Annotated in this window: 15 protein-coding genes; 5 read left to right on the top strand and 10 right to left on the bottom strand. The window is 35.9% G+C overall.

From position 1 onward, the window contains the following. Positions 1-78: 78 nt before the first annotated feature. From ACSVDA_RS16950 to ACSVDA_RS16935, 4 genes are read right to left on the bottom strand one after another with little or no spacing between them, the layout of a single operon-like run. Complete coding sequence (locus ACSVDA_RS16950; RefSeq protein WP_485884591.1) at positions 79-381, bottom strand: metal-sulfur cluster assembly factor; 303 nt, start codon at positions 379-381, stop codon at positions 79-81. 13 nt (positions 382-394) lie between these two features. Then, positions 395-1,639, bottom strand: a complete 1,245-nt coding sequence (locus ACSVDA_RS16945; protein ID WP_485884590.1) for a hypothetical protein — start codon at positions 1,637-1,639, stop codon at positions 395-397. Positions 1,640-1,655: 16 nt separating this feature from the next. Next, positions 1,656-1,862 (bottom strand): DUF2249 domain-containing protein, encoded by a 207-nt coding sequence (locus ACSVDA_RS16940; RefSeq protein WP_485884589.1) that lies wholly within the window; start codon positions 1,860-1,862, stop codon positions 1,656-1,658. Continuing rightward, the gene (locus ACSVDA_RS16935) at positions 1,852-2,109 is read right to left on the bottom strand and encodes a DUF2249 domain-containing protein (RefSeq protein ID WP_320208181.1); all 258 of its coding nucleotides are present in this window, start codon (positions 2,107-2,109) and stop codon (positions 1,852-1,854) included. Before ACSVDA_RS16935 ends, ACSVDA_RS16940 begins: the two co-directional genes overlap by 11 nt. A gap of 200 nt (positions 2,110-2,309) precedes the next feature. Here ACSVDA_RS16935 and ACSVDA_RS16930 point away from each other — a divergent pair, with 200 nt between their 5' ends. Continuing rightward, a complete protein-coding gene (locus ACSVDA_RS16930; protein WP_485884588.1) occupies positions 2,310-3,431 on the top strand; it encodes a TIGR04053 family radical SAM/SPASM domain-containing protein in 1,122 nt (373 codons plus the stop codon). A gap of 219 nt (positions 3,432-3,650) precedes the next feature. Here the strand turns inward: ACSVDA_RS16930 and ACSVDA_RS16925 are convergent, their stop codons facing one another. The 6 genes from ACSVDA_RS16925 to ACSVDA_RS16900 form a co-directional block, all read right to left on the bottom strand. Further along, complete coding sequence (locus ACSVDA_RS16925; RefSeq protein WP_485884587.1) at positions 3,651-4,712, bottom strand: aminoglycoside phosphotransferase family protein; 1,062 nt, start codon at positions 4,710-4,712, stop codon at positions 3,651-3,653. Continuing rightward, positions 4,712-5,899, bottom strand: a complete 1,188-nt coding sequence (locus ACSVDA_RS16920; RefSeq protein WP_485884586.1) for a carboxylate--amine ligase — start codon at positions 5,897-5,899, stop codon at positions 4,712-4,714. The genes ACSVDA_RS16925 and ACSVDA_RS16920 overlap by 1 nt, the downstream gene beginning before the upstream one ends. A gap of 15 nt (positions 5,900-5,914) precedes the next feature. Continuing rightward, the gene (locus ACSVDA_RS16915) at positions 5,915-7,054 is read right to left on the bottom strand and encodes a glycosyltransferase family 4 protein (RefSeq protein WP_485884585.1); all 1,140 of its coding nucleotides are present in this window, start codon (positions 7,052-7,054) and stop codon (positions 5,915-5,917) included. A gap of 39 nt (positions 7,055-7,093) precedes the next feature. Further along, positions 7,094-7,294, bottom strand: coding sequence for a hypothetical protein (locus tag ACSVDA_RS16910; protein WP_485884584.1), 201 nt, complete (start codon positions 7,292-7,294; stop codon positions 7,094-7,096). Continuing rightward, positions 7,278-7,949, bottom strand: coding sequence for a PIG-L deacetylase family protein (locus tag ACSVDA_RS16905; protein ID WP_485884583.1), 672 nt, complete (start codon positions 7,947-7,949; stop codon positions 7,278-7,280). Before ACSVDA_RS16905 ends, ACSVDA_RS16910 begins: the two co-directional genes overlap by 17 nt. Before the next feature lie 192 nt (positions 7,950-8,141). Beyond that, positions 8,142-9,194, bottom strand: coding sequence for a M42 family metallopeptidase (locus ACSVDA_RS16900; protein ID WP_485884582.1), 1,053 nt, complete (start codon positions 9,192-9,194; stop codon positions 8,142-8,144). A 101-nt stretch (positions 9,195-9,295) separates the two neighbouring features. On the opposite strand from ACSVDA_RS16900, the gene ACSVDA_RS16895 reads away from it, so the two are divergent. The 4 genes from ACSVDA_RS16895 (at position 9,296) to ACSVDA_RS16880 (ending at position 15,185) form a co-directional block, all read left to right on the top strand. After that, positions 9,296-10,777, top strand: a complete 1,482-nt coding sequence (locus ACSVDA_RS16895) for a helix-turn-helix domain-containing protein (protein WP_485884581.1) — start codon at positions 9,296-9,298, stop codon at positions 10,775-10,777. 455 nt (positions 10,778-11,232) lie between these two features. After that, entirely contained in the window at positions 11,233-12,891 is a 1,659-nt protein-coding gene (gene hutU, locus ACSVDA_RS16890; RefSeq protein ID WP_485884580.1) for a urocanate hydratase, read from the top strand. A 16-nt stretch (positions 12,892-12,907) separates the two neighbouring features. Next, the gene (hutI, locus tag ACSVDA_RS16885; RefSeq protein ID WP_485884579.1) at positions 12,908-14,182 is read left to right on the top strand and encodes an imidazolonepropionase; all 1,275 of its coding nucleotides are present in this window, start codon (positions 12,908-12,910) and stop codon (positions 14,180-14,182) included. Beyond that, a complete protein-coding gene (locus ACSVDA_RS16880; RefSeq protein ID WP_485884578.1) occupies positions 14,160-15,185 on the top strand; it encodes an agmatinase family protein in 1,026 nt (341 codons plus the stop codon). The genes hutI and ACSVDA_RS16880 overlap by 23 nt, the downstream gene beginning before the upstream one ends. The last annotated feature ends 222 nt before the right edge of the window (positions 15,186-15,407 follow it).

Raw genomic sequence — 15,407 nt, 5'->3', positions numbered from 1 at the left:
AAGGTTCAATAACAACCAATCAGGTGGAAGAGAGTTACCACCTGATTCACCGAGTTCGATTTAACTTACATGGAGTCACTATATTCCTTGTAAAGTTTGCAATGCTCCTTCTGACATACGTTGTGGTGTCCATGCTGGCTCCCATACAAGTTGAACGTTAACTGTATGAACCTCTTCCAGTTCCTCTATAACATGCTTAACACCATTTACAATGCTATCGTGTAAAGGGCAACCAGGAGTAGTTAATGTCATGATAATTGAAACATCATTAGATGTGGATATAGTAACATCATAAATTAAACCGAGGTCAACGATATTTATGTTTAACTCTGGATCAATCACTTCATATAAACGACTGTACACTGTATCTGTTAAGTTCATTAAAATCTCCTCCTTATTTCCGAATGACGTTGCCAATTGAAAAACAAAAGGTGGCAGTAGTTAATAACATTACTAATTGACTGATCGTATATAACGGAACACTCTTTACGATAATAGATAAAGCTATTACAACAATGCTTATTAGAAAAGCAAGAAAAGTAGGTATGCTCATTTTCTCATTAATCATATCTTTTAACGTAGGAACAGATTCTTTACCTATCTCTTTACTATATCGATGGGTCCACCATAAAAACGGAACTATTTTGTATAGGTATCCCATAATACTTAACACAATCCAAGCGATAATATAGAGTAATATAAGTGTTGGAAACCAATGATAGAGACTAGGGAAAAAAGAGATAATCATTGCTACTAAATGTATTAAAAAACCATTTAAAATAGCTAATAATGAAAACATAAAAGGTTTATCAAGCTTTTTCTTAATTCTTTTTGTAAGAATGAAATATATATGCACAGTAAATAGACTAAAGCCAATGAATAATCCACTAACACCAATTGGTAATAAAGCTGAAAGGTCTAGCAAAAAAGAAAATCCTGTTAAAAGTAAGCCACATACATAAACACTATATACCCAAGTGGCTAACTTCATTGAAAATCCGTGTGCAAGAGCAAACATCGGCACCATTTTATAGGAAAAACCAAAAATCAATAAAGTAAACCAGCCTGCGATACCAAATAAAATATGTGTTTTTAAAAGTGGAATATGTTGAAATAATACTGTTCCGAACTGCAAATTATATGCTAACAATATACCTAAAGCCAATGTAAGCAATAAGCAAATGAGTGCACTACCAACAAACAATGTGAGTATATTGAACTTCTCTTGCTTTTTCATGGTCATCAACATTTGAAAGATAAATAATAATATTGAAAATAAAGCAATACTTCCACTGTATAGAATTGTTTTAGGTGCAAATACAAATGATAACGCCAGGCTAGAAACCCCTATAGCACTTAAGAAAAATTGAAAAAAGCCTAAGCGTTCACTCCAAATGGGAGTAAGGAAAACAACAGGAACCAGTTGGTACATTGCCCCCATTGCCACCATCACTGCCCATCCGAGAATAAGCAAATGTGCACTACTCCATAATTCAGGGATTCTATACAAACCTTTTACGATATTCTCGCCTTGAAAAACGAGAATAAATTGACTTGCTAGAAAGGCTAATAAACTAAAAAAAATAAATAAGAATGGAAGCTTTATATTTGTTTCTGTCGTAGCTTGCTGTGGAAACATAAAGTATCACCCGTTTTCATCTTCTAATATCAATTTGATAAGTACCATCGTCTAGTTGTTTAGTATGGTGCGTAAACTCGAGTTCATCCAATTGCTCATATAAGAACATAGGTCGTCTATCATTAATAATTGAAAGAACTTCGTTATCTTGAAGTTTTTCCAATGCTGCAAGTGTTCTCATCATTGGCTGGGGAGGCTCTAGACCTCGATTATCAAGAATCATTTTTCTCACCTCGCACAAAGGTTACTTTCCAATGCTTTGCTGCTACCTTCTCAACGGTATAAGTAAAACCTTTTGTTTTCATAATTGTAAGTAGGGGTGTAGGTTTGATAGGTGCGTGTAATATAAAAATGTCATCATCGTTCAATGACGAAACAGTATTTGTTATTTTTTGAAATGGCTGAAGCTTTTTATTTATATCTTCTCTTACATCTAACTCAACGATGTTTTTTGCTCCTGTATCGTTCACCTTTTATTCCTCCTTGTCATATCCTTTGATTTAATGATAATAATTTTCAATTAAGTTTGGTGTGATTCAGTTCACTTGTTGATAATTTTTTCACTAGTTACCATTCACAATTTGTCCACAAGAATATGTGATACATATCACATACATACCCAAATCAAAATAATTACAATATTTACATGAATGTTGAGGAGGTAGTCCTTATGTTTGATCGAGATTTTAATAAAAATCCATTTATAGTCATTTGGGAATTAACACGTGCTTGTCAATTACACTGCTTGCATTGTCGAGCAAAAGCTCAAACTAGACGGGACCCTAGAGAATTATCCTTTGAGGAAGGGAAACAATTAATAGATCAGATTTATGAAATGGATAACCCAATGTTGGTGTTTACAGGTGGAGACCCATTGATGAGGGAAGATGTATATGATATTGCAGATTATGCGATAAAAAAAGGTGTAAGGGTATCCATGACACCTAGTGCCACTCCAAATGTAACAAAACAAGCGATTGAGAAGGCAAAAGAGGTTGGTTTAGCACGGTGGGCTTTTAGTTTAGACGGTCCAACAGCTGAAGTACATGATCATTTTCGTGGAACGAAAGGATCTTTTGATCTAACAATGAATGCCATAAAATATTTACACGAGTTAGAAATTCCAGTGCAAATTAATACAGTGATTTCTCGCTACAATGTTGATGTGCTTGAAGAAATGGCTAAGGTTGTAGAAGAGTTAAAATGTGTCTTATGGAGTGTGTTTTTTCTCGTTCCTACTGGACGGGGGAAAGAGTCAGATATGGTATCTCCAGTACAGCACGAACAGATTTTTCACTGGTTATATGAATTAAGTAAAAAGGTACCGTTTGATATTAAAACAACAGCTGCACAACATTACCGTCGTGTCGTTATTCAACAGAAAATGAAAGAAGCAAAAGATACAGATCGAGCTATCCGTTATGTAGATGCCTTAAACGAAGGAAAAACGGGTCAAATTGATGGTTTAGGTCGAGCACCAAAAGGTGTCAATGACGGCAATGGTTTTGTCTTTATATCTCATATTGGTGATGTATTTCCGAGTGGCTTACTTCCTGTCAAAGCTGGGAATATTAGAGAGAAGACATTAGCAGATATTTATAGAAATTCCCCTATCTTCAAAGATTTGCGAAATCCAGACAAATTTAAAGGGAAATGCGGTGTATGTGAATTCCGCTTTGTTTGTGGTGGCTCACGTGCAAGGTCGTATGCAGTAACTGGAGATTTTTTAGAAAGTGAACCATTCTGTGTGTATATACCGAAAGCATTGCGGTCAAAATCAGTGAATACTTAATATAACAAGCTGAAGTAGGTGTAGCCTTCATCAATATCTTTGAGTGGGATACACCTTTTTTATGTAGCTATGTTGAAACTTGGCCTCTTAGATTGATGTTTTTCATAACTTGCATTTACTGTAGCTTTTCTTCGTTAACAAAATAGCTATTGCGTACAACCTATAGTGTTTGAATCGTGTCTTTTTAACGAACGTTTTATTTGAACATCTAGAAAAGTATTAGCTATACAAATTGAGTTCTTTACCCCAATTCAAAACTTTATCTAGATAATAGGTAAGCAATACACCTTTTGTACCATCAAACTCCTTTTGTAATTGTACAAGTAAGCCTGTTTCAAGGACGTACTGTAAATAGGACATTTTATATAATATCATAGGGTCACTTTGAAAGGTGATTCCTCTTTTGTTCATTTCAGTAGTATATAATTGAACACAATGGTTACGAATGCTATCATCATTGTTTTTCTCGGAATTACGTAATCCAAGGTATCTTTCAATTAGTAAATTGATATCAAACCAACCTGATGCAAATCTAGACGATTCCCAATCAATCATTCGAATATGACTGTTAGTATTTTGATTTAAATGATTGCAGCAGATATTTTGTAAATGAAGGTCACCGTGTACGATACATTGTCCATCTTTTACTAGTTCAGGAAATGAAAATGAGCTTTCACTTAATATTTGTTGTATTATGCTATGCGTAGGTTCTATTATTTTCTTTAAGCGCTTGTGGTGTAATGCATCAATAAGATACAATTTTGTTTTTTGTATTTTAGCTTGTCTTCTTGCTTTCGCTTTCTTCGGATGAAATGTTGGAAACCAGGGGTTAAACAAATCGATATTATCGTAGAAATGTTGCTCATATGAGTGGGCATGTAATTTTGCAACTGTTGGTATGATATAGTCAAAATGATTTGGAGGATGAATTCGTCCACGCAAAGGCTCAATATATTCTATTAACATCCATGTTTCGTTATCAAATATTTTTGATTTAGTTGCGTATATTGTTGGCATAAACTCTTTTAAAAAGGAGCGAGCTTTTTCATATAAATTTATTTCAACAATATTTCTATTTTTTGACCCTATATAACGTTTAAAAATAATTGGTTGAATACCAAATTCTGTTGAGATGTCTAATTTATAAATTATACTTTTCGGTGATGCTCTTAATTGCTGAATGGAATCAGGAACAAATGACTTATATTTGCCAAACTTATGTTTAATTTGATGATGAAAATCGGTGTTTTGAAAAATCATTTTAATGTTGGCAATATCCATCATGTATTCTCTTCCTGTTTTTTAGTTTTCCAAGAATTATAAAGATGAGAAAATGTACTGCGCAAAAATGGCATCGGGTCATCCCATGCGAATAGTGCATATTGTTTGTTTCCTGTTAGTCCCTTCTTGAAGTCGTTAAAAGTCATTTCACCATGTTCCTTTTTATGGAGGTAGGCAAGGTAATACCGTACAAGATAGATCCATTTAATGTCTTCTATTTGATACAATCTCGGTTCAGGGTCTTGACCAGTTAAGTAAAGGTAGTATAAATAAGCAAAATCTATACCACAAGCCTCTGTTAAACTATGAGAAAGCCATAATCTAGAATTGATCTCAATAAACTTAAGTTCACCGTCACGGGGATCTTTTTTAAATTCGGCCATGGCTACTCCCTTACACTCCAATTCTTTTAGAAACGGTAAGCCAACATTAATGATTTCTTCATCCCTTTTACTAATAATGAGGGCGCCTGTACCCATGTTTGGCGGGAATTGATGAAGCTTTTGTAGTGTGAAAAGAGCCTTTACATTCATATCTTCATCAAGAAAAGTAGCCAGTTTGTAAAAAGTGCTATCATCACCAGGAATAAATTCTTGTAGCATTAACTCACCAAATTGTCGATAGTAAGGAAAAACAGCTTTTAATTGTTCTGCACTATGAACCATGATAATTTTTTTATTAATATGTTGACGAAACTTGTGTCCGTAAACAGGTTTTATGATACACGGAAATGTTAATTTGTTAAGAATACCTTCCAATTCTTCTTCCTTATCTAAAAAAAAGGTTGTCGGGCTTGGTATATTATGCTTTGTAGCTAGTTCATACGTTAAACGTTTATCGATTAATGCATGAACGGTTGAGTGCTCAGGTAATAAAAATAAATAATACATAGACAATATTTCTCTATGCTTAGACATAAAATATAGAAAATCATCTGAACCAGCATATAGGACAGCTTTACAGCAAAATGTCTTACCTAAGTTCAATAGGAAAGTAAGCAAGCTTTCTTCATCTTTAATGGGATCTGGACAACCCTTACATGTTGCATAACATGTTTTCCCGATTTTGTATTTTTTCCCTGTATCAAAGGCATATACATCCACTCCTTTTCTACCTAAACTTCTTACAATCCCAATTCCATTTGCACTTAAATCAAGAACGATTGCAGGATGCTTACGCTCAACCATATTCCAACTACCTTTCTATAATAAAGATTGGTACTCCTGTTCAATTTTTCTTGACATCTCGTTAACTGTTAGCTCAGCCTGTGCAAACTTGCGGGCATTTTCCCCTAGTTCGTTTCTTAAAGAGGGATTTTGAATAAGTAGTAGCAGATGCTTTGAGAGTGTTTCAATGTCACCTGGTGTTGAAAGTAAACCTTCCTTCTGATGATGAATTAATTCGGGGATTCCTCCTACATATGATGAAACGATAGGTAACCCCATATGCATCGCTTCAATGATAGAAATTGGTAGACTATCATTTATAGTAGGTAAAACAAAAATGTCCGTTTCTTTTAATAGCTGAGGGATGTCGTCTCTACTTCCTAAGAACACAACATTTGACAAACGTAAATGTCGTGCTTGTTGTTCTAAATCATCTCTCGTCTTACCGTCACCAATAACCCTAATTTCTACATGATCTAAATGCTCTTTAATCATGTTTAGGGCTTCCAACAAAATATGGTGACCCTTACGTTGAGTAAGACGGGCAATACAAGAAATGATCGTTTGATGGCGATTCTCTTTGGTGTGGTCTATTTCTTCAGTTTCTTCTATTCCTGTATGAACTGTAAGCATTTTTGAATCGTGTGCACCTAATTGCTTAAGCGGTTCACGGAAATGATCTGATAGGATGATAATCTTATCCGCATATTGAACAGCCCTTTTATCAATTTCAATAAAGTACCTTGCTGAAAGTGAATCTTTGTCTACTTCTTTAAATTTTATTCTATTGAGGCTTAAAATCCCGTGAGGAGTATAAAGTAGTGGTTTTTCATAATGTTCATTAAGAATACCTAAAATATTCGCAGTTGCTAAATCCTGAGCGTGTAAAATATCATAACCCTCAAGGTTTTGTTGACTTAAATGTGTTAAATATGTGTAAAAGTTAACATCAAGCTGAAAAAACTTCTTCTTATCTTTACCGTAGCGTTGTTGATAAAATTTCCTCAAATAGTCACTTATGTTGTTCTTTGTGTTTACATAACCATCAAACTCGTTTGGACATGTAATTTCAACGACATGGCCACGATTCTCCATGCCGTGTTTTAGATTAGTAATATAGTTAGATAAACCTCCAACATGAGGATAGTTCCAAAAAGTCGTTAGTAATATTCTCAATGTCTACTTCCCCTTTGTGCCCTCTAGTTTAATTTGTCATCATGTTTCATTTACAGACTTTGTTGAAGATTGAATGTTGTCGTTATTTGAATCCTCGAATGGGTCTTTCATGTCTTTCTTAAGTAATTGTTGTTGGAAATGATGATCCATCATTGCAAGTAAATCTGGTGAGGGAACTTGTAGTTTTGCTAACTTGGAAATTGTTATCTGTTTATTTGAAAAATCACCAATTGTCTTCATGTTGGATCCTCCTAATTATTTCAAAAGCCTCAGCATAATGTACGCCGACTGTCATCCCTCTATACCTTGCTAAAAATTTTAGCCCATCAAACGAACGGGGGTGAGGGAAAGGGCGCATTTCAACATCGTAATGTTTAAGGGCATTCAATTTATTATCAATTGTATCAGTTACGTCAACATAGTAATTTGGTTTGAAAGTTTGGTCATTAGTATGGTGAGTCCATTCGGTAGATGAAACTGTTTCAAAGCAAATTATTTCGATTGGGGAACTTCCGGCTATAGGACGTGCAGCAGTCATAACAGCTTGGAATGTAACTTGATGGTCCTTATTTAAGTCACCATAATGGTGAGTGAATATTTTACAAGGTTGATATTTTGCAATTAACTTTTCAATTTTCTTATTAATAAGGTGGAGTGGGAAAGTTTCCATTTCTAAATTAGGATACTCGAGGAAAATAATTTCTTTTACGCCTAACTCTTTATTGGCTTCTAAACAGCAGTTGATGATATATTCATCTTCTTTGTTACGGCCTTGAGCAGTTATTACAGTAATAACTTCATATCCACTATTTATTAATTTTTTTATAGTTGCACCCGAACCAAGCAGTTCGTCATCAGGATGGGATGCAATAATTAAGGCAGTTTTTTTTAGCATCAATCCTTCATCTCCAAAAATGTGTAATCTATTTTAGGTTATGTATATGGGTTTAATGAAAAAGTTGATACAGACATATGCGGATAATGACTACCCATTTTTTACAGAGGAAAACATTTATGGATGAATCTTAATCGACAAATGAAGGAAAAAAAGAGTAGATGGAGTTAGGCTCCACCTACTATACAAGTTTTAACATATTGTTGCTGTTTGAACATATGAAAGAAGTAGCTTTTCAGTATTAATTATTGAAGTTTGATGGGTACGCTCGAATGCGTGAGATGATTCAATACCAGGACCAATAAGTCCGTGAACAATATCAAATCCTGAACGTATAGCTGCGGATGCATCAGAGCCGTAATAAGGATATATGTCAACCTTATAGTCAATATTATTTTCGATAGCCAATTGAACTAGCTTTTTTCTAAGGCCATAATGATACGGACCGCTAGAATCCTTCGCACAAATAGACACAGTATATTCGTCAGAAGATTGGCCATCTCCAATAGCGCCCATGTCAACTGCCAAATATTCAATGGTTTCAGGTGTAATATTCGAGTTACCACCATAGCCAATTTCTTCGTTATTGGAAATAAGAAAATGTGTTGTATGTGGAAGCTGTATGTTATCTTTTTTGATATGTTCAATTAGTTGTAGTAAGATAGCTACACTTGCTTTATCATCTAAATGTCTAGATTTAATAAACCCGCTTGAAGTAACTTCAACTCTAGGATCAAATGACACAAAATCTCCAACTTCGATACCTAGAGAGCGAACGTCTTCTGCATTCACTACCTTTTCATCAATTCTAACTTCAATATTCTCTTCATTACGTTTAGCTTCACCAGCATTTTTATATACATGAACGCTCGTTTGATGCATCAGAATGGTACCTGTATATGTTCGGCCGTCTGAGGTTTCAATTTGACAATATTCTCCTTCAACAGAATTCCACCGAAAACCTCCGATCATCGAAAGTTTTAACCGCCCATTACTCTTGACTTCCTTGACCATAGCTCCAAGTGTATCCACATGTGCAGTTAACATTCGATGTTTCGTGTCGTCAGTTCCAGGAAGGGTTGCAAGCAGTCCACCTTTTCTATTGCGTCTAGTCTCGACCCCGATGTTAGTAAGTTTATCTTCAATAAATTGAATGATGTTGTCTGTATGGCCAGATGGACTTGGAATAGATACTAGTTCTTTAATAAGCTCAATTGTTGCATTTGTGTTTGGATATGTATTCATCTTAAAGCTCCTCTCAAAATAAAAATATATCTCTCATTACTTTATCATATAAATTAGTTTTCTTATAATGTAAAAAAGAGACTTACATAAGGAGAAGTCATATGAAATTACTTATTGCAGACCGTGATCAAGATGAAAGGATAGGCATACGTTGGTTAGTATCGGCAAACTCATTTTCATTTGAACAAATATTGCTAGCTAGTTCATTTGATGAGCTTATTATCTACCTTGAAAATGATGTTCCAGAAGTAACAATTCTAGAGCTTGATATGATCCCAAGAGAGCATTGGAACATACTATTGAGCAGGATAAAACAATATACACAAATCGTCATAGCTGTTTCAGCCGAAGCGACATATGAGCGTGCAAAGCAAGCGATAGAGCTGCAAGCTGTTGATTTATTAGTAAAGCCAAATTCACCAGAATCATTAAAGAAAACTTTGTATCGTTCAGTTAATGTTTTAAGAGCGGAACATAGCTCTAAACAACGTCAAGCTAATATGTATAATACTACAACTTATCGTTCGCTATTTATCCAAGATCATCAAAATGAAACGGCTGATTCTATAATGGTATTACAAACTGAAGATCAAAATAAGTTAGCTGAGCTTCGCTTATTTCTTGAAACCTATTATGTAATGGAGGATGTATTACTATTACCTATCAGTGATTTAATTGTATTAGTTTTTCAAAACAAAAATACAAAACAGTTAGAAGCAGTTGGAAATCGACTCCTTCAAGATTGGGATGAAGAAAAAAATGAACCAATGGCCATCGTTATTCATAGCCAAGGGATGATTAAATCACTTCACGAAGCATACATGCAAGCAAAAGGTGCTTTACAAGTAACATACTTTAAAGGATACCGGCAACTTATACATGTAAAGCAGAATGTTGAATGGAATACCATTGACCCTTTTTTAACTCCTCAAGAGCAAAGAGAATGGATAGATATGCTTAATAATAAGGATAAGGATATGGTTAAGTCATGGATGTACCGTCATTTTCTATCAATTTCAGAGCCTTTTCCTGAACCAGGCTTGGTACGGACTAGATTAACGAGCATACTAGCACAAATACGTCGATATATGAAATCATTTTATTTAGATCAAGGGGTGTACGAAGAGTTATACCATAAAGTTTTTGAAGAGATTTTATATAGTCCAGTCTTATACCGTTCTGTTCAACAAATGATTCTGTTTACGGGTCATTTATTTGATGGTGCTCAAAATCAACTAGAATCCTCACGTCACGATGTCGTCGAACTAGGCGTAGCATATATTGAAAGGAATTATCACCATCAAACTTTATCATTAGAGGACGTTGCAAAATACACAGGTAGAAGCCCCAGCTATTTTAGCCATTTACTTAACAAAAAAATGAACATATCTTTTATTCAGCTTGTGACCAACCTTCGGATTCACGCTGCGAAGAGATTGTTATGGGAAACAGATTTATCAATTAAAGAGGTTGCAAATAAAGCTGGTTTTCGAAATGCAAATTACTTCAGTAGAATTTTTAAGCAGGTGATGGGTGTTACTCCTAGAGAGTATAGAATGGAGAAAGATATAGATTTAAATTAGACCTATGTTTAAAAAGGTGTATTGGTGAGTGAGCTTTGCTGCTATGTTATTGAATGAAAACAGTTGAGTATAGTCATTCTTCATAAAGGCTGTTTTCACCTAGCATGTTGTTTGGTTAGGAAGGTTGGCGGAATCTTTTCTTTTTAAAATGATGACTTACATATAAAGCAACCTCTTATGGTACAAAGATGGAGAGAACTACAAAGGTTACGAATAAAGCCTCATAAGATGCAAATTTTGTATGTGTGTTATCTGTAAAATGGCACAATGATGAATACACCGAAAATCACAAAAAAATACTAATAACAAAATAAATTACTATAATTTCACGTAAATCCTTCTATTTTCATCATGCCAACTTGATATCGTCTTGAATTTCACAAAGTTTTGTTCTATTTTTCTGAAATTTCCCCTAGTATACTTACTCATAAGAAATGAATAATGGGGTGTTTATGATGAGTACAAATAAGCGTAGCATTGAAAATTATACAGGATCAGAATTACATGCAAAAGGTTGGGTTCAAGAAGCAGCATTAAGAATGCTCATGAATAATTTAAATAAGGATGTAGCAGAAAGACCTGAAGATCTCGTTGTATATGGAGGTATTGGCAAAGCTGCTCGTAATTGGGAAAGCTATGATGCTATTATAAAAACTTTACACAATTTAGAAGACGATGAAACGATGCTTGTTCAATCTGGGAAACCAGTTGCGGTGTTTAAAACACACACGGATGCACCGAGAGTGTTAATTGCAAACTCAAATCTTGTGCCAGCTTGGGCAAATTGGGACCACTTCCATGAGCTTGATAAAAAAGGCTTAATGATGTATGGACAAATGACAGCTGGAAGCTGGATATATATCGGCAGCCAAGGGATCGTTCAAGGCACATATGAAACGTTTGCTGAACTTGGACGCCAGCATTTCAATAGTACACTAAAAGGAACGATATCTCTAACAGCCGGATTAGGTGGTATGGGTGGAGCACAGCCTTTAGCTGTCACTTTAAATGAAGGTGTTTGTATTGCTATTGAGGTAGATCGAACTAGAATTCAACGACGCATTGAAACACGCTATCTAGATATAATGACAGAAAGTATTGATGAAGCTATACAATTGGCACGTGAAGCGAAGGAACAGGGGAAACCACTATCGATTGGCTTATTAGGAAACGCTGCAGAAGTATTACCAGAAATGATTAGCAAAGGATTTACTCCAGATGTACTAACAGATCAAACGTCCGCACATGATCCAATTAATGGATATATACCTTTAGGCTATTCTCTAGAGAAGGCAGATGAGTTACGTAAAGCTGATCCAAAAGCATATGAGAGTGAATCTAAGAAGAGTATTGCTGAACATGTAAAAGCGATGTTAACAATGCAGGAACTAGGTGCGATTACTTTCGACTATGGTAATAACATTAGGCAGGTAGCAAAGGATGAAGGAGTGGACAAAGCTTTTAATTTCCCTGGCTTTGTACCAGCTTATATTCGACCACAGTTTTGTGAAGGAAAAGGGCCTTTCAGATGGGTTGCTTTATCAGGAGACCCAGAAGATATTTATAAGACGGATGAAGTCATTTTACGTGAGTTTAGCTACAATAAACATTTATGCAATTGGATTAAAATGGCTCGTGAAAAAATCCAATTTCAAGGGTTACCATCTCGCATTTGTTGGTTAGGTTATGGAGAGCGCGCTAAATTTGGGAAAATTATTAATGACATGGTTGCTAGCGGTGAGTTGAAAGCACCAATTGTTATTGGACGTGATCATCTAGACTCTGGTTCAGTAGCTTCACCAAATCGTGAAACTGAAGGCATGATGGACGGAAGTGATGCAGTAGCTGATTGGCCAATTTTGAATGCCTTAATAAATAGCATCGGTGGTGCAAGCTGGGTGTCTGTACATCATGGTGGTGGTGTAGGAATGGGATATTCATTGCATGCAGGTATGGTCATCGTTGCTGATGGAACACCAGAAGCTGCAAAAAGGCTTGAACGTGTGTTAACGACAGATCCTGGTATGGGAGTTGTTCGTCATGCAGATGCGGGGTATGATTTAGCGAAAAAGACAGCAAAAGAAAAAGGTATACACATTCCAATGATGGATTAAGGGGAGGAGGGTAATTATGAAACCACTTTTTATTAGAAATGCAAATGAAGTGATAACGCTGAAAGGTAGTTCAGAACATCCACGTAAGTTAGAGCAAATGGAAAACCTTGAAGTAATTAAAGGCGGCAGTGTCTGGTTGGAGAACGACAAAATCATAGCTGTTGGTACGGATGAACAACTACATGAACAATTTAAGAATCGAATTGATGAAGCAGAAGTGATTGATGCGCGAGGCAAAGTGATCTTACCTGGCTTAGTAGATCCGCATACACATTTAGTGCATGCAGGAAGCCGGGAAAATGAATTTAATATGCGCCTAAAAGGTGCGAGCTATATGGATATTATGAATGCTGGTGGTGGCATCCATGCATCGACAAAAGCAACAAAGGAAGCAAGTCATGATCAATTGTACGCGGAAAGTAAACGTAGATTAGATCAGTTTTTACTTCATGGTGTTACGACTGTGGAAGCGAAAAGTGGCTATGGCTTAGCATTAGAGCATGAAATAAAGCAGCTTGAAGTAGCAAAACAGCTCAATGAAGATCACGTCATTGACATTGTTTCTACTTTTATGGGTGCACATGCGGTACCTGCCGAGTATAAAGACCGACCTGATGAGTTTGTAGATATCGTTGTAAATGAAATGATCCCTACGGTTGCTCAGACAAAACTTGCTGAATTTAATGACGTATTTTGTGAACACGGTGTGTTTACACCGGAGCAATCAAAGCGTATTTTACAAGCTGGATTGGAACATGGCTTACTTCCTAAAATCCATGCAGATGAGATTGAGCCATATGGCGGAGCAGAAACTGCAGCAGAAGTTGGAGCAGTATCGGCTGACCATTTGCTTAAAGCTTCGGAAAAAGGTATGGAAATGATGGCAGAAAATGATGTTATAGGCGTGTTGCTCCCAGGAACAGCATTTTTCCTCATGGCTGAATTTGCAAATGGGCGCAAAATGATTGATAAAGGTGTCCCAGTAGCTTTATCTACTGATTGTAACCCTGGGTCTTCACCTACTGTTTCATTGCCATTTATTATGAATCTAGGCTGTTTAAAAATGGCCATGACTCCTGCTGAAGTCATTTGTGCTGCAACAATCAATGCTGCTCATGCGATCAAACGAGGACAAGAAATAGGTAGTATTGAGGTCGGAAAAAAAGCAGATATATTAATTGTCGATGTACCGAATTATATGCAATTACCATACCATTACGGCATGAACCATACTGATACAGTTATTAAAAACGGAAAAATTGTCGTTGATGGAGGGAAGCTTTGTGTCTAATTATCCGTACCCTTTGCTTAAGCGACCACCATTTAGCTGGGATAGAAACGAGAATATAACAGAACCTAAAGTACATGAATGGATTGAAACATTACCCGTAAATCATGATGTTAAGTGGGAGAACTTTGATATTTCTATTTTAGGAATACCTCTTTCACGATCATCAATTAGTGCATCAGCCGCGAGTGAGAATCCTGAGGCGATGCGCAGAGAATGGAAGTCTTTTACGACATATAATATTGATTATGACATTGATTTAACGGATCTTTCTGTAGTAGATTTAGGTGATGTCAAACAGCATGTTACAGACATTGCATTGTGTCATCAAAATATTACCGATGCAATGGTAGCAATGCGTCAACATCATCCACATGTGTTCCCAATCATGCTCGGTGGAGATCATTCTATTACTGCAATGCTAGTGAAAGGGTGGAAGCAGTCACATCCTAATGAGAAAATAGGTATTTTACAGTTTGATACTCATTTTGATTTACGAGATGTAGATGAATTTGGTCCAGCGAACGGTACTCCAATTAGAAATCTTATTGAAAACGAGATAGTACAAGGTAAGCATGTATATAATATAGGCCTTCACGGTTTCTTTAATGCGAAATCATTAAAGAACTATGCGGACGAGTGTGGGCTGAATTATACGACACTACGTGAGGCTCGTAAGCAAGGGGTTGAACACGTAGTAAAGCGAGCAATAGATGAACTGAGTAAACAGGTAGATACAATATATTTGACTGTTGATATGGATGTACTAGATATTACTGCTGGACCTGGGGCACCGGCTGCAACACCAGGTGGGATGAGAGCAGATGAGTTGTTTGATGCAGTTTATATTGCTGGTCAAAGTGACAAAGTGAAGGCAATGGATATTGTTTGTCTTGATCCACATAAGGATCAAGCAAATTCAACTGTCAAAGCAGGCGTACATGTCATGCTATCGTTTTTATCTGGATATGTTAATAGATCAAGTGAAAAGAGCTCTGTTCGTTAATTCTCTCATTTCACACAATGATGCTTTTATGAACGTGTCAATTTATAAATTTCAATTCTGAAAGCTTTTAAGATAGTGCTATAATAATAATCCTGCTCATATGTAAAGTGTACCCTTTGTAAAGGACAGTTTTAAAAAAGCCTAGGCTACATTAAGAAGGTGATCTCTGTATTGAACAGGGGTCATCCTCTTTAAATTCCATTGATATCTGTATTTATTGTA

This window comes from Cytobacillus sp. Hm23 (assembly GCF_051842895.1).
Classification (GTDB): domain Bacteria; phylum Bacillota; class Bacilli; order Bacillales; family SM2101; genus Nanhaiella.
This window is presented reverse-complemented; position numbering and strand designations above follow the sequence as displayed.